A 26,230-nucleotide genomic window follows, 5' to 3' on the forward strand; every position below is an offset into this window, starting at 1 on the left:
ACGGTCTCTGCAGGTTTCATTCAATATAGATGAAAATCTCTCAGAAACAAAGTGACTATCAGCGTTTTGCCTGACTCGCAAAGATCACCCGTTCCTGCACAGATTTGCGTTGTTTCGGTTTCGGCGCATCCGCGGCATACCCCAACGGCGTCAATGCGATGGGCTCCCAGTTCTCTTGAAGCAGAAAAACCTCCCTGACTGCTTCCGGATCAAAAGCGGCGATCCAGCAGGTTCCCAGTCCCTGCTCGGTTGCGGCCAGAATAAGATGATCCATAGCAATCACCGTGTCCACATCCGCGTAATTGCGTCCGTCCATTCGCGACCACGCCTCATCCGGCGCTGCGCAGGCGCAGATAACCAGCGGCGCCTGCAGCAGCCAGTCGCGTTTGTACACCCTGCGTAATTCGTTTTCATTGCCGCGTGTGGAGAGAACAATGAATCGAAAGGGTTGCTGGTTCACAGCGGTCGGCGCCATTAAAGCCGCTCGTAAAACCGCCTGCAGCTTTTCCTCTTGCACATCTTTATCGGAATAAGCGCGCACACTGTAGCGGGTTTGAATCAGATTTTCAAAATGCATATTCGCTCCTTTGACAAGTTGGAATGATCATCTTTTATTCAGTATTAAAGTAATGAGTTATGTCAAGAGAATCAAAATTAAGAGGGGGATTATGAAAAAATTATTCAGCAGTCAATTTCTAAACGCAGACCTCGCCATACTCATTTTGAGATTATGGGTCGGCGCCATGTTCATCTGGCACGGATACAGCAAACTCTTTGGAGGCATGGAACAATTTTCAGGGTGGCTGGGACAACTCGGTGTGCCCCTGCCGGTACTGTTTGGATATCTTGCAGCATTGTCCGAGTTTGTCGGCGGCATTTTGCTCATCCTCGGACTGTTTTACCGTATCGCAGCGTTTTTCATTTTATTTGTTATGATTGTCGCGCTGACGACGGCGCATGCCGGAGATCCATTAAGCAAAACTGAAAAGCCTCTGACATTTGCTGTCACGATGATATCATTTATTGTTTTCGGTGCGGGGAAATACAGTCTGGATGCTGTGTGGTTTAAAAAGCCAGAGCAACACGTAGCATTAAATCGGCAAATAAAAGTAAACTCTGATTTTTATTCGCCGATTTGTCCTGTAAGACTGTTAACCAGTCTTTAATATTTCTATCATTTTACCCCATATCAGTTCACAGGATTCGGCGCCGATATCTGTTCGGCTTTACGAGCTTTTCCATTTTCATCCGTCAGATGTCTGATGCGCACCAGCCTTCCCTTTAACCGCAAATGTCTGTATTATTTCAAATAGACCATACGCCCTATTTGATGAAAATCCGCGGCCCGAAATCTGTACAAATAAAGTCCAGAAGGAACAGAGTCACCATTTTCCGACATTGCATCCCAGGTCACACTATAATGTCCCGGGGATTGAATAGCGTTCACCAGTGTTTTTATATGCTGACCCTTGCTGTTGTATATTTCCAATACAACCTTTTCCTGAACCGGGACATCATATTCAATGACCGTCAGTGGATTAAAGGGATTGGGATAATTACCATATAAGCGAAAATCACGAATCTCCATATTTCCCTCAATAGCCGTTTCCACTGATACATTGACCGCAATCGGTCCATGTTCTGTCGTCGAGCCGTCCACACTCACATCCTGAAGTATGTAATAATGGAGACCGGGTTTTATACCGGCATCTGTAAACTTGTAGTATTTTGTGTTGGATTGTACGAATTTCGGTCGGCTAATCAGTCCGCTGATGGATGAAAACGGTTCATCCGGGGCAGAACCGCGGAGCAGCTCATATCCGACATGATTGATTTCTGATTCCGCGCTCCATTCCAGGAGCACATTGTCTTGAAATGCTTCAGCCGTAAAAGCACTCAGCGTTACGGCAACAGGCGGAGTATCTGACAATTCCGCGGTGTAGTCCTGAACCTCACCGGCGTACTCGCCGTATCCCGTTGGTGTGAGATTCTCCGGGGATTGCCCGGGAACACCCAAATCAAGTCGATAACGAATGTACGTCGTACCGCCGCCGGTATTCGCGCCTGTCGGCACCGTAAATTGGTGTGTTGTGGTCACTGTAGCAGCGCTACCTGCATTATTTTCCAGCAGGACATTATCAATGATGCGTTCGGTACTGTTGTCCTCAAAAGAATCATTGTTACCAAAGTCGAACCATGCGGCCAGGCGGGCGTTCTCATTGGCCGGCAAATAAGATTCAACCGTCACTCTGTAGGTTTCATCCACAACAAACGTACTGCTGGTATGTGAAACCCATTCATTGCTGTCTATTACGTTATCCTCATCCGCATCCACCCAGCGTTCGTAACTGATACCGTCATCATAATTATCACCATCGGCAGCTAAAGAGTATTCCTGAGCATCCTCGACCTCGACATCGTCTCCCAGTTTGACAATACTGCCGCTGGGCCGATAATGTCCGGCCAGTCCATAATCGGAAGTCGCATCGCCAAAATCAATGTCGCGGGTGTAAAAGATTCCGGGGATCGCGCCGCTGCCGTCTATATTGATTTCCATGCGTTTGACATTGGCGACATCCACGTCCTGTTCGTAATAGACATTTTCTCCGGTGACCGTGATCGATATCGAACTGCCGATTTGATTATTGTCTTCATCATAAAAATAAACGTCGGCCTCCACATCATCCAAGGTATATATTTTATCCGCCAACTTTACAGGAGAGCTGAATGTAAAAATAAACCGGGCATTGTCGCCGGAAGGTGCGTTCCAGTCGTTGGGGACCGACTGGTTGTTATCAGTTGACAGGATAATCACCATACCCCTTGCTACATCGTTTTTTCCCGGATCAGTAGCACCTGCTGCACCAACTCCAGGTCCCCCAAACGCTTCATTTGGAGTCCCCAGGTCGGTATCACCACCGGTCGGATTTTGACTGTCAAACGCCATGACCCGGTGACTGGAATGGCTTTCGCTGATCGTAACCCCCCAAGCTTCATATTCATCATCGATAAATTGACCTGCAACAATGTCAGTTCCCTGTGCATCGGTATCAAAGTTAATTTCAAATGCGGTTTCAGACGATACTTTTATACATGCAATAATGAGCAATAAAAACAAGACGCTCAACTTTTTTACAAACTTCATTGTGCACCTCCTGCACGGGCAAGTTCGTGACCTACCATTCCAACCACGACCTACTGTTGAATGGTCAATTTATTGAAAAGTTGGTGCCAAACAGAATCAAATGTTTTGCTTGATTTTTACAACCGGTGTTCTGGTTTAAAAATCGATTTTCTTGAAACACCTCTATTCTACACTGGCAGTGTGTTTCTGCTCAAAATGTACTTTTTTAATCTATTAACACCCAAAGTTATTTGGCAAATTTAATGCCATATTCTTTCAATATTATTATTTTTTAGTCTTTGCAACACACTATTATATATACACTTATTTTCATAGCACTACTCACCCCTTATGATAACAAAAATAAAAGTGGGTAATTTCTCCTCAACAGGGGAAATATCCCCAAAACCGGAGTCCCATTATTTAAAGATCACCCGTTCCCGCACAGATTTGCGTTGTTTCGGTTTCGGCGCATCCGCGGCATACCCCAACGGCGTCAATGCGATGGGCTCCCAGCCCTCTTGAAGCAGAAAAACCTCCCTGACTGCTTCCGGATCAAAAGCGGCGATCCAGCAGGTTCCCAGACCCTGCCCGGTTGCGGCCAGAATAAGATGATCCATAGCAATCACCGTGTCCACATCCGCGTAATTGCGTCCGTCCATTCGCGACCACGCCTCATCCGGCGCCGCGCAGGCGCAGATAACCAGCGGCGCCTGCAGCAGCCAGTCGCGTTTGTACACCCTGCGTAATTCGTTTTCATTGCCGCGTGTGGAGAGGACAATGAATCGAAAGGGTTGCTGGTTCACAGCGGTCGGCGCCATTAAAGCCGCTCGTAAAATCGCCTGCAGCTTTTCCGCTTGCACGTCTTTATCGGAATAAGCACGCACACTGTAGCGGGTTTGAATCAGATTTTCAAAATGCATATTCGCTCCTTTGACAAGTTGGAATGATCATCTTGTATTCGGTGTTAAAGTAATGAATGTTGTCAAGAATATCAAAATTAAGAGGGAGATTATGAAAAAATTATTCAGCAGTCAATTTCTAAACGCGGACCTCGCCATACTCATTTTGAGATTATGGGTCGGCGCCATGTTCATCTGGCACGGATACAGCAAACTCTTTGGAGGCATGGAACAATTTTCAGGGTGGCTGGGACAACTCGGTGCGCCCCTGCCGGTACTGTTTGGATATCTTGCAGCATTGTCCGAGTTTGTCGGCGGCATTTTGCTCATCCTCGGACTGTTTTACCGTATCGCAGCGTTTTTCATTTTATTTGTTATGATTGTCGCGCTGACGACGGCGCATGCCGGAGATCCATTAAGCAAGACTGAAAAGCCTCTGACATTTGCTGTCACGATGATATCATTTATTCTTTTCGGTGCGGGAAAATACAGTCTGGATGCTGTGTGGTTCACGAACAAACGCAAAGAATAAAAAAACACCCCGTAAATCGGCGAAGACAAGCATCATTGCCGCTTTTTCTTCGCCGATTTCCAGCCGGTTCACGCTTGCCCACTGCTTTACATTCTTATCTTTGATCAGGCTGCAAAAGTTTCAACGTTTCCACCCATATAATCTCACAGGAGCCGGCCCCGGTATCTGTACGGCTCAAAGAACTTTTCCAGCTCCATCCGTCAGAAGCGCCAATCCGCACCAGCTTGCCTTTTAGCTGCACCACATGTCCAATTTTTATTTGTTTCAATTTCTTTTTAACGCGTTCATTGGACGGGATCAAATGCATGTTGGCGCTATGTAACTGTATACTGGACTTTGGGATGGGCAAATCAGAGGAGCGCCAATGATACCAGCGGTTGCCTTGAGAAATCGATATATGCTCCAGCACGCGTTCATCCGACATGGGTCCCCAGCCAAACACAACATCCAGAGGTGACAGCCGTGATTCCTGGCCAAAATAATATTTCCGTGTCGACAATGCACGCGCTTCCATATTGAACTGAGCCAAAGGCTGAACCTGATAGCCATTGACTCTTTTTGCCTCTGCGTTCAAAAGGCGTTTCTGTTCAGGTGCGTCCGGAGCAATCCGTCCCGGCCCGTAGGTAAGCTTACCCTGCGGAAAAAATAAAAATAAAGCCAGTCCGGCGACGAGGAGGATGACAATTATTTTTTTCATTGTTCAATTCCTTATACTTGTTCACTAAAGATGAACCGATTACCATGAATATCGATACCGATTATACCCTGCACCATTTCAAAATGCGGATATAAAAAAGGAATCCCGGTTCATCTAAAGCGATTGAAACAAACAGTATGTCTTTAGGATAATGCTGGATTTGATACTGCTCCGGCCCCTGACAGGATTCAAACAAACACAGGCGGATAAAACAAGTCTTGTCATGATTTAATCAGATCACGCCCGGTTTTGATCAAGAGTTGACGTGCTTGTTTGTTAAACGCATCAACCGTCTCATTTTCTTTTTTATGGCGTTTCAAAAAACCGGTCGTTATCATAGCCAAAATAATTCAAGACGCGGTCGATCTGAATGTCTATCATTGAATCGGTTTCTTTTTCAATCAACTGTATTTTGCCGGTCTTGTCCTTGATATCTTTAATATTTTTCCAGGGAATATAAAAATATTCAGTTCGAAAGGGATACGTATTGGAACCGATCAGGGAATTGATTTTATTAAATCCACAAAAGGGGTGCACCTGAACGAGTGCATTTTGGGTCATCCGATATTCAATCCCATTCACGATATCCCGGAATAAATTACTCGCAATCCCGAGAAAAAAGAAAATAAAAAATAAAACACGAGCCATGGGCTGTGAGAGATGAGGAGCGTTGAGAAGCAGGAAAAAAATAGACGTCAGCAGGCCAATCACAAAAGCTCCCAGCAACCAGGAAAATATTTTTGACAAAAAACGACCCGTCGATCGCACCCGCCATCCGAAAACATATTCATCATATTCATTTTTTTGGTTTTTTGCCAAACCGTCATAACTCCCTCTATTGTTAAATGTTAAAACACATGTTCGATATGGGTAATTGTCTATTCCAAATATACAAAAATCCTGTAACTTTTGCAACGCGGTGACAAAAATTTTTCGCGGAAACACGGGGTTTGCTGTTCATTTTTATTCAATTCGATACAACCGGAACACGCCATTATTTTCCCGATCCACAAAAATATAGCGGCGGGACAACTCTTCATATGTCCATATTTCCGTCACAGGACCGGTCATGCTGTTCCGATTTCTCTCAACATCATCCGGCTTGCCGTATTTCATATAAATTCTTCCCCGGTCGGTTTGCCAGCCAACGCGTCCTGTCTTGACCTCGGAAAAATTGCGAATTGCAAACTCGGCCCTCTGATAATATTCCTGTTTGAGTTCATTGACCTCGGTGTCCGGGGTGGGGTCCCGCTGTTCCCAAAAGCGTTCGAACAGTTGACGTTTGCGTTCGCCCTGGGCCGTCCGCATCGAGTCCAGGCTTTTATTGTCAACCACCACCGCAAGCTGTTCAATCGCTGTATTCAAATCCGTCCCTTGTCCCGGAGCCCCGCCCCAGAATACGCTGAACCGGTTGCGTTTGACAACTTTTTCATTTTCAGTCTGGGCCCGGAACACCACACGGTATTCACCGGGCTTCCGGATATATTCTTTCATAGAAACGCACAAATCGACCAGCCGATCCGCTGCCTTTAACGGATAAACGGCAGTCAGATTCATCACTTGCTGACCGTCATTATGAATCACCTCGGTTTCAATTCGCAAACTGTCACCCTGTTGCGGCGTTGCAAGATGAACAAAAAGCGAAAAACTCGAATTCATATCCTGAAAACTGTCCCGCAGATTAGGCTGAATATCCGGCGGGTCCTGATTGCAATCAGCTTTATCCGCAAAAATCAGGCTGCTTACCTGCAATTTACGTCCGGAAAAATCTTTCAGCTCGACATTTTTTTCCTCCTCCAGCAACTGATTGCCCTTTCCATCCGATAAATTGATCAGAACTTTATATTTTCCAGGATCAAGTGAGAAACGCATAGAATATCGATGCAGAGGGGTACGGGAATTTGTTTTATCAAACAGTTCGACTTTAATAGAATCACGCAGACTTTTCTGCGCCAAAATATCTTTGCCCTGATAAACCACTGCGCTCAATTCAAAATCGGCGCGATAGGCATCATTCACTTTATAAAATGTCAGAATATCATTCACCAGTGCAACGTGGCAATCCAGTCGGCTCTTTGTGGAATCCTGGCGGTCCGCAAGATTGAACAATTTATACAGAAACAAATCCCGGCCAAACATGTTCCTGGCCTGTTGATTTTGCGAATACGGAAACTGTGCAGTTCCTGATTTAAAGATCATTACGATAAACAAACAAATAAACAGTTTTTTCATCAATCACACCTTTTTTAAAAGTCCGCGCCTAACGACCAGAGAATATTTCCGTTGGATTCTGTGCTGTAAAAATCCGTTGGCCAGGCATAATCCACTTTAAGCAGAAACATACCCAGATTCACCCGTAAACCGAGACCGATACTGGCGAACAAATCATCCGCCCGCACCAATCCATTGGGAGCCTTTTTGAACAAGCTGAAAGAGTCCGCATCATTGCGAAATCCAACGGATTCATCTTTGTCCCAGGCAAGTCCCATATCCAGAAAGGCCGCGCCGCGAAGATTCCCCAGACGTATGGGCGGGAAACCCAATTGCATATAGCGCACAAACGGAAACCTGAATTCGATGTTGGACAAGAGAAATCGAGTGCCTTCCAGTGCGTAAAAGGGGGCGCCGCGAAGAGGCATTTCAAAGGAGGAAAAATAAATTTCCTCAACATTTTCCACGCGAATTCCTCCGCGGTAATTATAATTAATCCAGTTGCTGGTGCCGCCAAGAAAAAATTTCTGCGCGTGCTTGCCAAAGCTGACACCACCGGCTGTGCGAAGCGTCAGGGTATAATCACGCACAATCGGCATATAATGACGCCAATCCGCACGCAGGGTGGTAAAATCAAGACCATAATCCATGATCTCCGGGCTAAAAGTGACGCCCACTCCCCAGCGGGTTCCGTTCATCGGTCCCGTGTATTTCCACACTGTATTATCTTTGGTATATGACAGGCTGCTCAGCCAAAAGTAACGGTTTTTCCCGGAGATATAACCCTTGTCAACCCATTCGTCCACTACTTCATCCGGCAGGTCCATATAACTGCGGCTGATTCCCCGCAGCGAGGTGCCAAAACTCATGCGCTTGTAGCGGCTAAAGGGTAAATTGGCGGATATTGACAATCCATAATTCCGATCCCGCACCCAGCCCGTCTGATATGAATAAAAGAAATACGCATTATGGTAAATACCGCCGCCGATATCCATTTTGTTCTTGAGATGGTAATAGGAAATTGCATAATCTGCATTTTTCAAATCACCGTACAAATTCAGTCCGACATTGATACGATGATCTCCCAATACATCGGACAGCATAATCTGAGTGTACCCGGTGGTTCCAAAATACTGGTCATACCCGACATTTCCGTAGACCAGGTCCGTAGAGTATTTGACCTCATAGTCATTGACCTTGTAATCGCCGGAATCAGATATATATTCACTTGAATCCAGGAACACACTTTCTTCATCAAACTCGAGGTTCCCTTGGGCAAAATCTCTGTCAAATACATAATTCCGGTATTTTTTTTCCGTATCTTTGCGGCTCTTTAGTTCCTGTGCCGGAGCGTCCTGCACATCAATGGGCGACAGCGTCAACTGTCCGGTTTTCTCACGAGTCACATAGCCGGTTTTTTTAATATCAATTTCATCGCGTCCGACACTGAACGGATGTTTCATAATAAAAATATCATATCCGCCCCGATAAAATGCAGCGAACGCCATCCGGTTTGCCGTGCCGCCCCAGGACGGAAAATGCACAGACGTCAAGACATTGGTAACCGGCCATTCGTCACCGGAAGAAAATTCATACAAATAGATATTGTTCACACCGCTGCGATTGCTGGTGTAAGCGAGTGTGGCGCCGTCCGGTGAATAAAAGGGAGCGCGCTCCTGGTGTTCACTGCCTGATATTTTTTTCAGCCCCGTTCCATCCGCATTGATTTCATAGATATCAAAATCTTTAAAATCCATATCCATCGGCGGCAGGCTGCCCTGTATTTCGGTATCCACAGCAGGCCTGTCGCTGGCAAAGGCCAGCTTGCCGCCATCGGGCGCCCAGGCCGGTTCCACATTGCTGAACACATCATCTGTAAGTTTTCGCAACACGTCTGTTTCGAGATGATAAACATAGATATCTCCGTGGCCGTTCAGCAAGCCAAGAAACGCAATTTCATCGCCTGCCGGACTCCAGGCGGGATTATAAATTCCATCCATCCCGCAATCAATGCTGCGGACAATATGACCGTTTTCGACATTGACCAAATGCAGTTGATCTTCGGCGCCGGTCTTTGCACTGAATACAATTTTTCGGTCATCCGGGCTCCATGAAATTTGACGCCCGCGAAGCCAATTCAAAGATTCGAGATTACCGGACCTCTGCCCGCGCACCAGTTTTTTGAGAATCTTGCCGTCAATTGTACTGGCCAGGTAAATATCAAAATAATCATCCTTGTCGGAGATAAAAGCCAGCTTGTCCCCCTGATTGCTCATCACCGGACTGGTATTGACAAAATTTCTCCATTCTTCATGTTTGGTAATTTTATCCGCAAATTCATCCGGTTCCTTGCGGTCCGCAATGTCCGGCCAATACTCGCGTTTCAAATATAAATGCCAGCGTTCCGTCAATTCTTCCATGTCAATACCAATAGCCTGTTTTAACGCCCGGTTGAAATCTTTGTTGGCTTTGGCTTTGTAAAGAATTTCACTGATTTTTTCATTTCCATAGGTTTCAGAAATGTATTTCAAAACGGATTGTCCGCCTTTATAAGCCATGTAATAGTTCAGGTTCTGTACCTCCGGCACATAACCGCTCACCGTGGCATCGCGCATAAACATATCACTTTCAATATCCCATCGCCGGCTCTGCCATTCGGCCAGTCCTTCTATCATCCATAACGGCGGCGCAAACTGCATCAGTCCGGATATGATGGACTGTGTTCCGGATCCGTAAAGCATCTGCAGCATCACGGCGTGAGTCAATTCGTGATGAATCACATGCCGGAATTTCTCCCACTCGCCTTCATACGGAAGCACAACACGATTTTTGAAAAATTCAGTAAAGCCTCCAACCGACTCTTCGGGCATTTGAGATGTTACATTGGTTTGAGCAAAATCATTATGACTGTTATAAATAATCAATTTGATCCGGTCGGTCAGCTTGTAGTTCAAGTCCTGCTGCAGCTGAATATAGCTGTTTTCCGCCACGTTTGCGGTAAATTCAGCAATATTATCCCCACCGTCGGTAAAATAAATATCAAAATGCTCAGTTTGCAGATAATGCCAATTGAATGAATCATATTGTACTTTATTTTTACCAAAAAACTGGGCCTGACCCAATCCTGCCATGCTTATCAAAAGTAACAATATGATACAAAGCCTGAGTTTCATTTCGTCTCACTTTCTAATGGATTGATTTCATTTTTCTTATAAATATAAATATGGCAATTCCAACACCTAAAATCAAGATATTAGTGTAAACGTAACAGAATAAAGCCGGTTCCGGGAATTATCACCAACATACATGTTTGACACATTTTTGAATACAGATATTCCGAAAATCTTTGTTTTGCTCAAGTTGTATCCGCTGCTGGACATTGTGAGGGTTTCTGTGCGATTTTGACCCATGGTACATGATAAGCAGTTTTTTAACATAACCGAAATTCTTATTTTTATTAACTTTACTTTACCCTGTAAACCCTAAATTGAAAATATATTTTGGCAGGAAATTTGTAACTTTGATATTGTGCACACTATCAGGAGACGGCAATATTGAAGATACTGAGATCAGGATTCCAGATCATTTGTTTTCTGCTCGTGATACAGGTTTTTGCTCAGCCCCAATGGGCCAGAGAGCAAATCACATTGCGGAACGTCACAAAACAACTGGTAACAGAGACTCAAAAATGGGAACAGGATGCAGGCGGTCTGTATTATTATCTGAACACCTGGAAATGGGATGATGAGGTTGAAATATTCTATTATTGGCTGCCCTATTATTATCTCACCGGTGACCAATCTGCATACGAAACCGTGAAACGCGCCGGTTTGCGCTATATCTCACGGGCTACAAATGCCGGAATGTTTCATCACGGATACTATAAAGAAGCATTTTACGATACTGAACATACACTTGAAGGCTTGATCATACTCGCCAATCTGGCCTATGCCAACCCGACTGACACCGACGTGATAAAAGCCCTGGAGGATATGGTGGAACATATCGGCAACTGGGTCAATACCTGCGAAGACTGGACGCATGAGCAAACCGGATTGATGCGATCCCTGCGTATGGGGACCCAGGAAATTGAAACCGGTAACAACACAGCAGTAGACTGGGCATTTAACCTGCAGTTTGCCAAACTCGCTCTGGCGGCATACCACAGCACCGGCAAAACACGTTATCTTGACTGGACGCAGCGCTACCTAAATGCCTGGATTGGCATAATGGAAACAAACGAGCAGGAAAACGGCTATTACGTTCCGCCGTGTTCGGTTGATCCCTATACCGGGGAGATTGGGCCCTACAGCGGCGTTTGGTGGCAGGCACAATATCAAACAGGCTGGAGCTGGGAAAATAACGGATTCAGTTCGTTCCGGGATTTCCGCGTATTTATTGATTGTTTCAGAACCAGCAAAAACCGCATATACCTGAATTCATTATCCCGTTTCTTAATGACATTGTTTGACAACGGCGACGGGGCTGAACCGGCGCATTATTTTGACGGTACAACCTGGAGCGTACGCAGCAGCAAATGGATTGCCTATATGGGGACTGAATCAAGTATATTTAACAACTATAACAATGTGCCGCTGGAAAACGCCATGTCACGCTGGTTCAAAGCAATGGTTTACCCGTATAATTCAATGAGAATGTGGAAATTTCTCCAAACCGGAGATGAAAAGTACATCCATTTAATCAATGATTATGCCATTGACAAGACAACAGATGTTGTGAATCAACTCAAAGCTATGACCAAGCGTCCATCCGAACCCGATGACTTTCCCAAATATACAACCTCCTGCGGCTGTGCGTTGGTGCCGTTTGGAGCCAGCACGGCACCACGAGGCGAGATGCCGCCTCTTCAGGTCGTTTATTACCGGCAGGATCAGTCTCTGGGGCTATATGAAGATGTCGCCGCCCTGTTTCGTACACGAACGGATACCACACGGGAGTTTTCCCTCTGCAACACCGGTACAAGCACAAGAACCGTCCTGGTTCAGTCGGGTTTTATTCCTCAGGACATTGTAAACGTGTATATCAACGAACAGGAACACACTGTTCTGAACGAAAATCTTGCAGAAATCACGGTTCCGCCCAATAGCACCGTTGATGTACTGCTGAATATTGACATCAGCGATGTGGTTCCGCCGGCTGCGCCTCAAAATGTGGTTCTGCAGTAACTCGATCAACAGGCCGGTATGCCGGCTTTTTGACCTCCAGGACGTTTTTACCAAATATCACAGTCCGACAATACACTGCAACGTGTACTGTCGGATTCCATTTCTTTTATCCGCCAGATCTAAAATTACAAACCTCTCAGATCATCCACTATTCATCAAGACCTTGCAACTTTTTCAATACGAAAGATTTGACTTTTTTACAAAATGCCGCTTGCAATTTATATCGGAATGTTGTATTGTAATTAGGTAAATATATCCTTTTGTCAGACGTCTATATAATAATACAATCAAGATTATTGGCCCAAAGACTATGAAAAAATACGTTCGGTTTTTCCCGTGGTGGATTGCTGTAATCTGCCTTGTCGCCCTTAATGGATACACTCAAACTCCTGATATGGAGGCAGATCATCTCTTTTTCACGGCAAAAGGCATGTTTTCGGATCAGCTTTATGAACTCGCTGCTGATCAATTTGATATGTTTTTATCCCGATATCCCGCTAATGAGCACGCGGCCGAAGCACAGTTTCTGATCGCCGAATGCCGTTTTCAGCTCAAGGAATACACCCGCGCGGTTTCGGAATACCGACAACTGCTGACCCATTATCCCTCTGTCGGTATGCGGGACAAAGCCCAGTTCCGGGTCGGCGAAGCGTTGGTCAATGCGGGTCAGTACGAAGAAGCGATGAACGCTCTAAAACTGTTTTTCGAACAATATCCAAAAAGTCCGCTTTATATGAACGCCATGTACTGGTACGGAGAAGCCGCCTATTACAAGGGAGACATCAAAACAGCGCTGCGATATTACACAGATGTTTATAAAAAAAATCCCAAAGGGGAATTGGCGGACTATGCGTTTTATTCCGCTGCTTATCTGTTTGAAGAGATGGAGCGTTGGGGTCAGGCGGCCGCAGCCTATAATAAACTCATTGAACTGCATCCGTCAAGTCCTCTCAAAGCTCAGGCCACTTTTCGTCTCGGACTCACAGCGTATGGGAAAAAAGACTATGACACCGCCGTCTCTACCTTGTCACGCGCACTCGAGTCATATCCAAATAATCCTTTGAAAAATGAGGCCCGGTTTTTCATCGCCGAATCGTTTTATCAGCAGGGTGACTATCAGAAAGCGGTACACGCCTATCAGTCCCTAACGGCTCTGCAGGATAACCCTTATGCGGATGACGCCCAGTACAGTCTGGGCTGGGCGTTGCACAAATTGGAGCGTTATAAAAGCGCAGCGCGCGCATTTGAATCGGTAGACACCCTGAGTTCAGATCGCGATTTGGCCGGATCGGCCCTGTTCCAGGCCGGACGCAATTATATCCTCAGTCAACAGCCGGACCGGGCGGTTCAGGCATTCGGCGCCGTGATCGACCGATACCCGGACAGCCAGGACGTGCCCAATGCGTTGTTCGAATACGCATCTCTGCAATTTCGCAACAAACAGTACAAAGCCGCACAAAGCAGTTACCAGCGTATACTCGAACAGCATCCGGAATCTCCGCTGCGCTCCCAGGCCGCATTAATGATCGGAGAGTGTTATATCGGGATGAACAACCTGGACAAAGCGCGCAAAGCCTATTCCGATGCAGCACAGTCTTTTTCGGATATTAGCCTAAAAGCCAATGCCACGTTCAAACAGGGCTGGATTGACTACCATCAGGGACAATATGATGACGCAGTTTCACAATTTAACCGGGTGCTGACTGCATTTCCCGACTCACCCGCCCATCGGGATGCTTTATTCTGGAAAGCCGAGGCCTTGTACGCCCGGAAAGAGGTTCAGGAGGCCATCTCGGTATACAGAGATTATCTGCGTCGATACCCCGGCTCTGAACATGAAAGTGATGCGTATTACGGCCTGGGATACGCCCGGCAAGCCGCGGAACAGTTTTTAAAAGCGGCCGAAGCCTTTCAACAAGCCTATGAGACCGCAGAGCAGAGTTCACTGCGGGTTGACGCCATGCTGCGCAAAGGCGACGCCTTGTTTAATGCCCGCGATTATGTGCAGGCGATCAAAAGCTATCAGACCGCGTCTATAGATGCCACAGACTCTGACATCAAGGCAGAGGCATTGCTCCTGATCGGGCAGTGTCGGCGCAGACTGGAGGAGGCCGGAGCGGCATTGCAGACATTCACAGAAGTATATGCACAATATCCAGGCACCTCCTGGGCGCCCCAGGCCCTGTACTGGAAAGCCCGGCTCACGTTCAAGCAGGAAGACTACGAACAAGCGGCTTCCCTGTTTACGCAAATCCCGGAACAGTACCCGGAGCATGAACTTGTCGATGATGCGGTCTATGCAATGGGTGATTGTTATTACAATTCCGGTCAATATGACAAGGCAGCCTTCCAGTACAAAAAAGTTATCACCTTGTATCCGGAAAGTGATATTGTGGATGACGCGGTGACCGGTCTCCAGCAGGCGCTGATGCAGAGCGGTAAGCCCCAGGCCGCCATCGATGCGGTGGATACACTTGTGATCAACGTGACAGACAAGGAAAAAGCCGCAAGTATTGTACAGAGAAAAGCAGAGTTCGCCTTTGACCAGGAAGATTACGGGCGCGCGATTGCGCAATACACCCATCTGCTCGAACAGTATCCGGACAGCAAGGTCGCGGCATCAGCCTGGTTTCAGATCGGTATGGCGCATCAATATCAGAACAATCTTCAATCGGCTTTGGACTCTTATACGAACCAATCGCAGCGCTATCCCGCCTCCGGTTCGACTCCGGAGGCTCTGTTCAAATCAGGTGAAAATACTTTACGAACAGGAAAATTATAAAGCAGCCCGGGATAAATTCATAAAAATTGAAAAACAGTACAGCGGCGCTCCTCCAAGCGCACAAGCCCTGTTTATGACCGGCCAGACCTTTTTACAAACGGGTGATTACAAGTCAGCAGGCAAGTACTTTAGCCGGGCGCGTGAAATATCTGATGAGCCGCGGCTTGAACAAAAGGCGGTGCTTGGATTGTGCCGTATCCTCATACACGAACAGCAGTATCAAACCGCCATGCAGCGTCTGAATCAGGTTGTCAATCAGGGAGAAATTGACATCAATGCCGAAGCTCAATTTTTATTGGGTGAGGTTTATCGCGGACAAAACGACCTCCGGGCAGCGGCGGTCGCCTATTTAAAAGTAAATATCTTTACGGCAGTGAAGCCGGCTGGGCCGTGCGGGCGGTCGACCAGGCCGCGCGGTGCTACCAGGAGCCTGGGACGGCTGGATGACGCAAAACGCCTGTATCATTCGATCCTCCAGGACTATCCTGACTTTAACAGCTATACAGACAAGGCCAGAATGAAAATAAAGGAATTGGCGAATCTTTAAGGATCATCACTATGAAATTTCAAATACCAGTCAGCCTGTTGCTGTTATTTTTCATTCCCGCAATGGCGCAAAAAAACGCGGCGCCGGAAACGCGCTTTGACCTCGCATCCGACTCGAGCCGAACGGTGCGCCAGACAACCAAAAAAAGCGCACAAACCAAACTCGAACTTCCTGATGTGGTCATTCTGGGACATGACCGCTATCAACGTCGGGTTTCCAACAAAGTCACCCGCGCCCAGTCCCCGACGCTTCTGCAGCCCGGTTCGCCCTATGATCCCATCACACAATGGTTCACACGGGAAAGCGAAAAACCGCAGGTCTATGCGGATACCAGCCGGATTACCCGTCGCATATGGGGCCGTTTATGGGGCGGCACCTCTACCCGTATCCTCCTGAACGGCGGATACTGGCAGCAGTACGATCCCAGCACCACCTTTCAAGTCAATACGGAAATGGACAACAGTTCAGGCCAGTACACCAACAGTCAGTACCGGACTATGATGATATCCGGACAGGGAGATTACCGGATTAACCGCTCGCTGCACACAAAAACCAAACTGACCTTGTCTGATGACCGTTTTGGTCTGCATCGGCATATTTCTCACAAAGCCGAGCGGAATGCATCAAAAATCAATATATCGACTGAATTAACATTCAAACCCACACAGTCGTCCGAAGGAACCGCAGGAATCGGCTATAATGGACTGTCCCTGCAGAGTGACACCGGACAAACGCAGCTGAAAACATCGGATGCCCTGTATAATTTATTTTTCGATTATACCTTTCATTTTAATTCACTGCAAATCACAGCATCGGGACATCATTTGAATGAACGTCTCCAAACCCCGGATACATTGCACACCCAAAAATTCAATGAACTGAATCTGGCGCTGTTTTATCCGGTTTCCCGACTGATTTCAGCTTCAGCCGGAATTGCCTACCAATCCGCAAAAGCAGACAGCCAATTTAATCAGTTCCGGTTCTCCCCTTATGGCCGGTTCAACCTGATGATATCGAACCGTCTCGGATTAACCGCCATGATTTCCAGCGGCTATGAAATGCATCATTATATCACCCGATGGCAGAATAATCCGTATTTGAACCACGACATTCCGATCATACCGGACAAGAAACAGCTCGGCATCAAGCTCAAGAGCGAGTTTATGATCACAAACGGACTGGAATTCTATTTGATGTTCAAACGCGACTGGTACAGGACCTATTCGGTCTTTCATTCCGACCCTGCATTTCACTTTCCGGATATGATAATGATTCGGGATGTCCGGCTGTCAGAAACCAGCGCCGGAGCCACATGGCAATACAACGACTGGCTGCGGTTCCAGGCATCATTTACCACATATTCAGCATCGTTGAACAATAATCCACTGACTTTGGATGAACTGCCGTATCGTCCCAAGTTTTATCTGCCGTTACGCTGCACACTGCAGCTGGAGCCCGGACTTTGGATCAACCTCATCTCCGAGATCACCGGAGAACGTCACACCGGGTTCTCAGGCTCGGGATCACTGCCGGCTTTTGCGCTGTTGCACCTGGAGGCCAGAAAAAACATTATTCCGCAATTATCAGCTGAATTGACAATATATAACATTTTAAACACATCCTATAAAACCTGGGCTCCGTTTCGAGAACCGGGGATACAGATCATGACCGGTTTACGGGCCAAATTCTAACGCTTTCGAACCACGAATTCTGGAGATTACAGCATGTCACTGTTTCAAATCATTGTCAAGGGCGGGATTGTGATGATCCCGTTGGCATTGTGTTCCATCGCGGCATTTGCTATTTTAATTGAACGTCTGATCACGTTGCGAAAGATGAAAATCAACACCAATTCCTTTGTACTGCAGATCAAGAACATGTTGCTGCGCCGGCGTATTGATGACGCTCTGCATCTGGCTCAGCAGACCCGCGGCCCCATTGCCCGCATCACCATCGCAGGATTGTCCAAACATAATCGTCCGCGCGAAGAAATAAAAGATTCTATTGAAGGCGCCGCCAAATCCCAGGTGTATCACATTGAACGCTACCTGGGCATTCTCGGCACCATTGCGGCGGTCGCCCCGCTCATCGGATTTCTGGGTACGGTAACCGGCATGATCAAGGCATTTATGCAGGTACAGACCCTGGGGGGAAGCGTGGACGCCAGCGTTTTGGCAGGCGGTATCTGGGAAGCGCTTATTTCAACAGCCGCCGGATTGACGGTCGGTATTCCGGCTCTGGTATTCTACAATTGGCTGCAGGCCAAAGTAGAACATTTCGTGTTTGAAATGCAGGAAACATCTACGGATTTAATGGACACCCTTTTGGAACAGGAGAGTTGACATGCACATTGAATCCACTCGTAAACGAATGGTGCTGTTTTCAACCATATCGCTCACGGACATTGTCCTGCTGCTGCTGATCTTTTTTCTCCTGACGTCTTCATTTGTCATTCAGCCGGGCATCAAAGTCCGTCTTCCCAAAGCGGCCGCCGGAGAACAGACAGACAGCAACAAGCTGTTTATCACAATCACCCGGGAACAGCGCATTTTCCTGAATCAGCAGCATATTGATGAAAACGGCCTGGGTAACCGCATCAAACAGCATATTGCCGATCACCCGGAAAGCGTTATCGTGATCCGCGCGGACCAGGACCTGCCGCTGAATGCCATGATCCGCGTTGTGGACATTGCAAAACTGGCAGGCGCGGAACGGTTTATGATTGCAACCCAGTCCATAACCCGGGGGATGTAATGCGGTTGCGTGATTTAAACCCGATGCAGAAAGCTCTTTTGATTTCAGTGGGGGTGCATATCCTGCTTGTTGCGGTTGGTCTTTTGATTCATTCCGGCATCCAACTGCCGGACCACTCGTTTGCGGAAATGGGATTCACGGTCACACAACCGGCCCGGGACCCCGTATCCTCTACGGCGTCATCAGCGGCTGAACCGGCTCCGGAGACAGCTCCGCCCGTTGAACCCGCTGCAGATGAACCGGATGAATCCCCGGTTGATTTGCCGAAACGGCGCATGCTGGAACAGCAGGAACCGGAACTGTCCTCTCCAGGTCACCGCAAACTGACGCCCGGGAACGAGACCACAACGCCTGTCAGCCGTCCGGGCGGCAGCGACGAAAAATCAACAACAGTCTCTCCCGCCAGTGGAGAAAAATCCATGCGGCCCTCGGAATCCCCTCCGTCATCGGTTCTGGGTGATCCGGGCAGCAGCAATACCGGCAGCGGCGAGACCCTGCGGCCTTTTTTCCTGCAGGGCGACGCAGCAGACAGACGCATCGTACAGCAGGTGCTGCCGGAATATCCGGATGATCTGCAGCGCGAGGCCCGAGTGCAGTTGAAATTCACCGTTTACCCGGACGGACGGGTGGGCAGGATCATTCCGATCAAAAAAGCCGGCCCCCAACTGGAGAACCGCGCCATTAACGCATTGAAACAATGGCGGTTTGACGAACTCACTCCGGCTCAGCCGCAAAACAACGTGACCGGGATTATAACATTTATTTTTAAACTTCAATGACATGACCAGGTTTTACTCTGTTTTTTTGTATTTGATGTCAATTCAGTTGAAACATGAACACGGTGCATTCGTATGGAGACATCAGAGACTATTAAAAAAGAAACAAAAACAGAGGTGAAATCATGAAAAAAGTATTACTGCTATTATTCCTTGTCGTGACCCTTCCGGCAGCAGCGGAGGAAACTTTATTTGACGGTCACATCCATCACAGTGGCGGATACGGCGGACCGGTTGTACGTTTCACGGAAATCGGTCCCAATTCTGATATGGGCGTTATAGTCGGCGGCCGCGGCGGCTGGATCATTAACCACAAGTTTATTTTAGGCGGCGGCGGATACGGCCTGACCACAGAACACAACCCTGCGGACTGGGAACCCACTGATTTTCAAACCGATTATCGACTGAATGTCGGTTATGGCGGCATTTTCCTGGGTTATACTCAAAATTCCGATCAGGTTCTGCACTATACCGTAGAAACCATGATCGGATGGGGCGGTGTGAATTACAGCCGGTTCGATGTGGAGCAAGATCCGGACAACGGCGACTCGTTTTTTGTACTGGAGCCGGGCGTCAATCTCGAAGTTAATGTGACAAGTTTTTTCCGGGTGGGAATCGGCGCCACTTATCGGTATATTCAGGGTGTGGATTATTATAGCATAACAAACGAGGACCTTTCCGGTGTGAGCGGCCAAATTATTTTTCGTTTTGGATCATTTTAAAAAAGGGTTTTATGCAGAGCGTTCGTCTTGATGACAATCGTCGATTGAAACTATATCAGGAATCGACCTTGCCGGTTCAAACCGGTGAGGTGCGTTTAAGGATCAATGCCGTTGGAATTTGCGGTTCCGATCTGCACCGCTTTCGCGATGTTACATTCGCAGGTGAAAACAATAAAGGGCTTGTACTCGGGCATGAATTTTCCGCTACGATTCTCGAAATCGGCAAAAATGTTGATGATCTGCAGCCCGGCGACCGCGTAGCGGTCGAACCGGGGATCCACTGCGGCGCCTGTGAATGGTGCGGGAAAGGCCAATACAATTTGTGTGTCAATATAAAGTTTTGCGGCGTCCCTCCGCATGACGGTGCTCTCCGCGACGAGCTGGTCTGGCCCGCACACCTGGTCTACAAGCTGCTGCCTCACATGTCTCATGATGACGGCGTGATGCTGGAACCCCTGGCGATCTGTCTGCACGCCATTGATTTGGCGCATATTAAACCGGGATATACTGCCACGGTACTGGGCGCCGGCCCCATCGGGCTGGGTACGATTCATCTGCTCAAGCAGACCTCCGGATGTCATACGGTCATAGCCTCGGAAATCATAAAAGAACGGCTCAGTATGGCCGAACGTATGGGAGCGGATACCCTTTTAGATGCGAAATACACAGACGTGGTCGCTGCAGTGATGGATCAAACCCAAGGCCGCGGAGTTGATGTGGTATTCGAAGCAGCAGGCCAACCCGACACGTTTGAACAAGCGGTTGAAATCTGCGCACCCGGCGGCAGGGTATTGCTCATCGGCATCCCGGAAGACAACCGGATTCCATTTTCAGCCGCGTCCGCCCGACGCAAAGGCCTGAGCCTGCTCCTGGTGAGACGCTCATTGCTCACCGTGCCGCGCTGCATGCAGTTGATGAACTCGGGGCTGATCAACGTCCGGCCGCTTGTGACGCATCATTTTCCGCTGCAAAAGGCACAGCAGGCATTTGAATGGGTGGACCGATACAAGGATGGGGTAATCAAGGCGGTGATTAACCCATAAATAAAGTCCGGATGCACATCATCATCCGGACGGATTCGATTTACTGCTTTTTTTCCAAAAATTCTTCCAGAGCCTGCGAACCATACACCACAGACGGGCCGCCGCCCATCAGAATAGAAACCCCGATAGTCTCGACAATCTCATCGCGCGTGGTTCCTTTTTCAATGGCATCATGCACGTGAAACGCAATACAGCCGTCACAGCGCACACAAATGGCAATCCCCAATGCGATTAACTCTTTGGTTTTTCCGGTCAAGGCTCCATCCTGTCCACTGGCTTTATGGATCTGCATAAAGCCTTCCATGGTATCCGGACTTTGCTTGGCGTATTTCTGCATCAATGAGTGCACTTGTTCCGTTCAGGATAACTATGTACCATTTCTTCTGCATAGATTCGAGTCAGATGGTTTCATTTTCAAATCGTTTACTCTGCGATTAAAACCATCGTTCGGCACATAAAACAATACCCTGAAATATTGCTATTTCCGAAAATCTGAACTCGCTAATCTTCAACCGTCACAAAATCGATCAGGTTTTCATCCCGGTCTACCCGCGCCAGCTTGACTCGGACTTTTTGACCCAGACGATACTGCTTGCGTGTGTTTTGACCCAGCAGAGCATAGCCGGTTTCATCATAAATATAATAGTCATCCTGCAGATCGGTAACATGCACCAGACCGTCTATAAGATAATCGGGCAGATTTACGAAAAACCCAAAATTCACGATCCGTGAAATCACACCGTCAAACTCGTCACCCAGGTGCTGTTCCATATATTCGACCTGCTTGGCCTTGATGCTGTCGCGTTCCGCTTGTTGCGCTCGAATCTCACATTGTGTTGCGGTTCTGCAGGCGGATTCCAGTTCTTTTTCAGTAATTTTAGCATCCCTGGGATGCGTATGATGATAGAGTTTCAACAACCGGTGAACCAAAAGATCAGGATAACGGCGAATGGGAGATGTAAAATGCGTATAAAATTTGTACGCCAGACCGAAATGTCCGACATTATTGATCGAGTACTTGGCTTTGGTCATGGTACGCAGCAGCGCAGCACTCAACACCGACCGGGCCGGATGATCCTGTATCTGATCGGAAACGGCTTGCAGAGATTTCGGAGTAATTCGTTTGGGTGCTTTGATATGAATGCCAAAAGCGCGCGCCAGACGGATCATATTCAGCACCTCATCCTTATCCGGTTTTTCATGCACCCGATAGACAAAGGGAATATCATTCTCCACTTTCTGTCTCAGAATAACGCCGACATGACGGGCCACGGTTTCATTGGCCAACAGCATAAATTCTTCAACAAGACGATGACTGGCAAAACGTTCATACTTTTTGATTTCGACCGGACTGCCCTTGTCATCGAGCACCACCTTGACCTCATCCGTATCAAAATCGATGCTGCCGCGGGAACGGCGTTTCTTAATCATCATTTTTGACAATTTGAGCATGTCATTTAGCACGGTTTTGTATTCATCATCCGTTTTACCGTCCATGATATCCTGTACTTTGGTATAGGTAAATCGTCGGTTGCTGTGAATCACCGAAGGTTTGATGTCATAAGATATTAATTTGGCCTCCGGAGACAACTGCATGAGTACGCTGAATGCAAGTTTGTCTTTGTTCGGTTCCAGACTGCACAGTTCATTGGACAAACGCTCCGGCAGCATGGGAATGACCCGGTCCACCAGATAGACCGAATTTCCCCGGTTTCCAGCTTCCCGATCCAGCGCGGAACGCTCCGGCACATAGTGACTGACATCTGCAATATGTACTCCCAGACGCCAGTTGCCGTTTTCCATAGGTTCAAGGGATACCGCATCGTCAAAATCTTTTGCATCATCCGGATCGATGGTGAACATCTGCTTATCGCGCAGATCCAGCCGTTTTTTAATCTCCTTTGAGAAATCTTCATGAATGGCCGCAGCTTGTTTCTCAACGGTCTTGGGAAAGTTAAGGGGCAGTCGATGCTTATGAATGATGGATAATATATCCACACCCGGATCATCCGGCCAGCCCAGCACCTCGACCACATGGCCGCCGGGATTCAGGCCGTAATGTTCCCAATGCTCTATCCGGCAAACTACTTTTTGTCCATCCTGAGCGCCGTTTTCATCTCCGTGGGCAATAACAAGATCACGCTGTATTTTGACGTCATCCGGAATCATATATCCGTATTTCTTGCTTTTATGGTACGTGCCCACAAAGGTATCAGTGGCGCGTTCAATCACTTCAATGATGCGGCCTTCCGGGCTTTTTCCCGTAGATGTGGCATACAGTTTAACCTTTACCCGGTCGCCGTTCAGAGCCTGGCCCATATTCTTTTGACTCACAAACACACTTTCGCCTTTTTCAGGTCGGACAAACCCGTATCCCTGGGTGTTCACATGCAGTTCGCCAATCACTTCGGGTATTCCCTCCCCCATTCCAAAGCGGTTTTTCGGAAAACGATGAATTTTATTTTCGGATACCAGTTCGCGCAGGGTTGATTTCAGCTGTTGGTATCGTTGTTGAGGTAGACTCAGTTGGTTTTGAATTTCCTTTGTCTTAAAGGCATGAAAGGGTTCATGCGACAACAGATTTAAAACCTTTTTTTTAAATTTGTTCATAAAAACCATCCAATCAAAATTTGTTGTTCTGCCGAAAGTAACGGCAGACATGCAATCCGCTCAAACGGATTGCCTTAAAAATCAGTATCATCGAATTCGACTTGCGGATATTTCTTCAAAGTCTTTTTGAACAGATCAATGATGGCATTTAGACGATCCTGAGTTTCTGCTTCGAACCGCAGAACCAAAGTCGGTTGCGTATTGGAAGCGCGCACCAGTCCCCATCCGTCTTTAAATTCAACCCGGACTCCGTCAATATCAATGACTTTATTATCTTTAAAATCTTTGGCCAGGCTCTGCACCACATGAAATTTTGCGTGATCCGCGCAGCTTACACGTATTTCCGGTGTCGAAGGGAAATCAGGGATTTCATCAACCAGGTCCGCAAATGTCTTGTCGGTATTTGATAAAATCTGCATCAGACGGCCGGATGCATAGATGCCGTCATCAAATCCGTAAAAGGAATCCGCAAAGAACATGTGGCCGGACATTTCGCCCGCATAGGGCGCACCGGTCTCTTGCATTTTGGCCTTTAAAAGCGAATGCCCGGTCTTCCACATAACCGGTACGCCTCCGTATTTTTCAATTTCAACCGGCAGCGCCCGTGAACACTTGACATCAAAAATAATTTGGGATCCCGGTTTTGTCTTGAGCACATCGCGGCTGAACAGAGCAAGCAGGGTATCGGCAAAAATCAGGCGGCCCTTGTTGTCCACCGCCCCCACGCGATCGGAATCGCCGTCGTATCCGATACCGAGATCCGCATTTTCTTCAAGGACCTTTTTCTGCAGGTCAACCATATACTTGGGAACTGTCGGATCCGGCAGGTGATTGGGAAAGCGTCCGTCAGGTTCACAATACAACTCAACCACATCCATTCCCAGATCACGCCACAACTGCGGCGCGACAGGACCGGCGGTTGCGTTACCCGCGTCAATAACAACCTTGAGCGACTTTGGAAAGGAAAACTTGGATTTCAGCATATCAATATAATCAGGCATTAATTCGCGGATTTCATCACTGCCGCTATCGGATTCGATAAAATCATTTTGCTGAATGATGCGCAGAATTTCGCGAATATCATCACCATAGACCGACCCCATGCCTTCACACATTTTAAAACCATTATACTCGATTGGATTATGGCTGCCGGTAATCATCACACCGCCGTCTGCATTGTAATGTAAAATGGCAAAATAGAGTGCGGGCGTGGTCACCTGGCCGATCCGGATCACATGCAGACCCGTGGATTTCAGACCCCGCAGATAAATCCGGTCCAGTTCCGGGGATGATAAACGCAGGTCATGTCCCAGCACGACAGTTTTGTGCCCCCGGCGTACCATCAAACTGCCGTATCCTTTGGACAAAGCAGTCACAGTATCCGGTGTCAGATCGGTTTCCGCAATTCCGCGGATATCATATTCCCTGAAAATATCAGTATTCATGGTTTCTCCTGTTCCATAACATTTTAACAATTCGGTTTTTGCCGGCCAGATCATCCATGACCTGTATATTTTGAAATCCGGCATCAGAAAATATATGCGATACGCTGGACGCCTGTTTTTCTCCAATTTCAAAAAAGGCGACACTGTTATCAAAAAGCAAGGTAGGTAAAATATTAGAAAACTGCCTGTAAAATTCCAGCCCGTCATTGCCACCCAGCAAGCTGCGTTTGGGTTCAAAATCCTTGATTTCAGGCGGCAGTTGTTCAAATTCCTGGTATGATACATACGGAGGATTGCTGACCACAATATGAAACGAGTTGAGATAATCCACCGGCCAGGGTTTCAGGCATCGCAGCTCTTGAAAATGCACCTCTACATGATTGTATTCCGCATTCTTCTCGGCTGTTTCAAGCGCCTTTTCAGAATCGTCCACTGCGGTCACCCGGGCATTGGGAATATAATGGGCCAGAGATACGGCAATACATCCGGAGCCTGTTCCCACATCCAGTATGTGCACGTTTTCCTCCGGTTGAAAGCGATTCTCGCAGTATTGCATAATGTGTTCAACCATCACTTCGGTTTCCGGACGAGGCACCAGTACATCCGGATTGACAAAAAAAGGCAGAGACATAAACTCGGTAGATCCAATGATATACTGCAGCGGTTCATGCGTCAATCGACGCTTTAAAAGCGCCTTGAACGCCGCCAGTTCATCAGATGTGAGGGGGCGGTCAAAGTTGGTATAGAGTTCAATTCTTGAAAGGTCCAGAGCGTGCGCCAGCAGGCGTTCGGTGTTTAACCGGGCTTGATCGAATTTTTTTTCCAATAAATAGTTAACAGTCCAGTCCAGCAATTGAAGAACAGTCCAGTCTTTTTTCTTTTGCTGTGTGGGCACCCGA

General features: G+C 47.5%; 22 protein-coding genes. 11 read left to right on the forward strand and 11 right to left on the reverse strand.

The window, feature by feature from the left end; translation table 11 throughout:
* Window positions 1–58: 58 nt before the first annotated feature.
* Window positions 59–577 (reverse strand): nitroreductase family protein, encoded by a 519-nt coding sequence (locus U5R06_18345; GenBank protein MDZ7724709.1) that lies wholly within the window; start codon window positions 575–577, stop codon window positions 59–61.
* Between the two features lie 91 nt (window positions 578–668).
* Here U5R06_18345 and U5R06_18350 point away from each other — a divergent pair, with 91 nt between their 5' ends.
* The gene (locus U5R06_18350; GenBank protein ID MDZ7724710.1) at window positions 669–1,166 is read left to right on the forward strand and encodes a DoxX family protein; all 498 of its coding nucleotides are present in this window, start codon (window positions 669–671) and stop codon (window positions 1,164–1,166) included.
* A 134-nt stretch (window positions 1,167–1,300) separates the two neighbouring features.
* Here the strand turns inward: U5R06_18350 and U5R06_18355 are convergent, their stop codons facing one another.
* A complete protein-coding gene (locus tag U5R06_18355; GenBank protein ID MDZ7724711.1) occupies window positions 1,301–3,145 on the reverse strand; it encodes a FlgD immunoglobulin-like domain containing protein in 1,845 nt (614 codons plus the stop codon).
* A 398-nt stretch (window positions 3,146–3,543) separates the two neighbouring features.
* Entirely contained in the window at window positions 3,544–4,047 is a 504-nt protein-coding gene (locus U5R06_18360; GenBank protein ID MDZ7724712.1) for a nitroreductase family protein, read from the reverse strand.
* A 91-nt stretch (window positions 4,048–4,138) separates the two neighbouring features.
* Here U5R06_18360 and U5R06_18365 point away from each other — a divergent pair, with 91 nt between their 5' ends.
* Window positions 4,139–4,558, forward strand: a complete 420-nt coding sequence (locus U5R06_18365; GenBank protein ID MDZ7724713.1) for a DoxX family protein — start codon at window positions 4,139–4,141, stop codon at window positions 4,556–4,558.
* 94 nt (window positions 4,559–4,652) lie between these two features.
* On the opposite strand, the gene U5R06_18370 is transcribed toward U5R06_18365, so the two are convergent.
* The 4 genes from U5R06_18370 to U5R06_18385 form a co-directional block, all read right to left on the reverse strand.
* Entirely contained in the window at window positions 4,653–5,255 is a 603-nt protein-coding gene (locus U5R06_18370; protein MDZ7724714.1) for a hypothetical protein, read from the reverse strand.
* Between the two features lie 306 nt (window positions 5,256–5,561).
* A complete protein-coding gene (locus tag U5R06_18375) occupies window positions 5,562–6,074 on the reverse strand; it encodes a hypothetical protein (protein ID MDZ7724715.1) in 513 nt (170 codons plus the stop codon).
* 144 nt (window positions 6,075–6,218) lie between these two features.
* Window positions 6,219–7,487 carry a GWxTD domain-containing protein gene (locus U5R06_18380; GenBank protein MDZ7724716.1) on the reverse strand — a complete coding sequence of 423 codons (1,269 nt, stop codon included), beginning with the start codon at window positions 7,485–7,487 and terminating at the stop codon, window positions 6,219–6,221.
* Between the two features lie 14 nt (window positions 7,488–7,501).
* Complete coding sequence (locus U5R06_18385; protein ID MDZ7724717.1) at window positions 7,502–10,639, reverse strand: BamA/TamA family outer membrane protein; 3,138 nt, start codon at window positions 10,637–10,639, stop codon at window positions 7,502–7,504.
* Window positions 10,640–11,020: 381 nt separating this feature from the next.
* Between U5R06_18385 and U5R06_18390 the strand changes: the two genes are divergently transcribed.
* The 9 genes from U5R06_18390 to U5R06_18430 all read left to right on the forward strand — a co-directional run bounded on the left by U5R06_18390 (window position 11,021) and on the right by U5R06_18430 (window position 21,276).
* Window positions 11,021–12,652, forward strand: a complete 1,632-nt coding sequence (locus U5R06_18390; protein ID MDZ7724718.1) for a hypothetical protein — start codon at window positions 11,021–11,023, stop codon at window positions 12,650–12,652.
* 310 nt (window positions 12,653–12,962) lie between these two features.
* Window positions 12,963–15,434 (forward strand): tetratricopeptide repeat protein, encoded by a 2,472-nt coding sequence (locus U5R06_18395; protein MDZ7724719.1) that lies wholly within the window; start codon window positions 12,963–12,965, stop codon window positions 15,432–15,434.
* Window positions 15,403–15,981 (forward strand): tetratricopeptide repeat protein, encoded by a 579-nt coding sequence (locus tag U5R06_18400; protein ID MDZ7724720.1) that lies wholly within the window; start codon window positions 15,403–15,405, stop codon window positions 15,979–15,981. Before U5R06_18395 ends, U5R06_18400 begins: the two co-directional genes overlap by 32 nt.
* An 11-nt stretch (window positions 15,982–15,992) precedes the next feature.
* The gene (locus U5R06_18405) at window positions 15,993–17,672 is read left to right on the forward strand and encodes a hypothetical protein (protein ID MDZ7724721.1); all 1,680 of its coding nucleotides are present in this window, start codon (window positions 15,993–15,995) and stop codon (window positions 17,670–17,672) included.
* Between the two features lie 33 nt (window positions 17,673–17,705).
* Window positions 17,706–18,323 (forward strand): MotA/TolQ/ExbB proton channel family protein, encoded by a 618-nt coding sequence (locus tag U5R06_18410; GenBank protein ID MDZ7724722.1) that lies wholly within the window; start codon window positions 17,706–17,708, stop codon window positions 18,321–18,323.
* 1 nt (window position 18,324) lies between these two features.
* Window positions 18,325–18,735: a biopolymer transporter ExbD gene (locus U5R06_18415; GenBank protein MDZ7724723.1), complete on the forward strand. Its 411-nt coding sequence runs from the start codon at window positions 18,325–18,327 to the stop codon at window positions 18,733–18,735.
* Window positions 18,735–19,514, forward strand: coding sequence for an energy transducer TonB (locus U5R06_18420; protein ID MDZ7724724.1), 780 nt, complete (start codon window positions 18,735–18,737; stop codon window positions 19,512–19,514). Before U5R06_18415 ends, U5R06_18420 begins: the two co-directional genes overlap by 1 nt.
* 122 nt (window positions 19,515–19,636) lie before the next feature.
* On the forward strand, window positions 19,637–20,233 hold the full coding sequence (locus U5R06_18425) for a hypothetical protein (protein MDZ7724725.1): 597 nt from the start codon (window positions 19,637–19,639) through the stop codon (window positions 20,231–20,233).
* Between the two features lie 11 nt (window positions 20,234–20,244).
* Window positions 20,245–21,276 carry an alcohol dehydrogenase catalytic domain-containing protein gene (locus tag U5R06_18430; GenBank protein MDZ7724726.1) on the forward strand — a complete coding sequence of 344 codons (1,032 nt, stop codon included), beginning with the start codon at window positions 20,245–20,247 and terminating at the stop codon, window positions 21,274–21,276.
* 40 nt (window positions 21,277–21,316) lie between these two features.
* Here the strand turns inward: U5R06_18430 and U5R06_18435 are convergent, their stop codons facing one another.
* From U5R06_18435 to prmC, 4 genes are all read right to left on the reverse strand, one after another.
* On the reverse strand, window positions 21,317–21,625 hold the full coding sequence (locus tag U5R06_18435) for a carboxymuconolactone decarboxylase family protein (GenBank protein MDZ7724727.1): 309 nt from the start codon (window positions 21,623–21,625) through the stop codon (window positions 21,317–21,319).
* 152 nt (window positions 21,626–21,777) lie between these two features.
* The gene (rnr, locus tag U5R06_18440) at window positions 21,778–23,886 is read right to left on the reverse strand and encodes a ribonuclease R (protein MDZ7724728.1); all 2,109 of its coding nucleotides are present in this window, start codon (window positions 23,884–23,886) and stop codon (window positions 21,778–21,780) included.
* Between the two features lie 74 nt (window positions 23,887–23,960).
* Complete coding sequence (locus U5R06_18445; protein ID MDZ7724729.1) at window positions 23,961–25,331, reverse strand: phosphomannomutase/phosphoglucomutase; 1,371 nt, start codon at window positions 25,329–25,331, stop codon at window positions 23,961–23,963.
* The gene (prmC, locus tag U5R06_18450; GenBank protein ID MDZ7724730.1) at window positions 25,321–26,226 is read right to left on the reverse strand and encodes a peptide chain release factor N(5)-glutamine methyltransferase; all 906 of its coding nucleotides are present in this window, start codon (window positions 26,224–26,226) and stop codon (window positions 25,321–25,323) included. Before prmC ends, U5R06_18445 begins: the two co-directional genes overlap by 11 nt.
* Between the last annotated feature and the right edge of the window lie 4 nt (window positions 26,227–26,230).

This window comes from candidate division KSB1 bacterium (genome assembly GCA_034521575.1).
Lineage (GTDB): Bacteria > Zhuqueibacterota > Zhuqueibacteria > Residuimicrobiales > Krinioviventaceae > JAXHMJ01.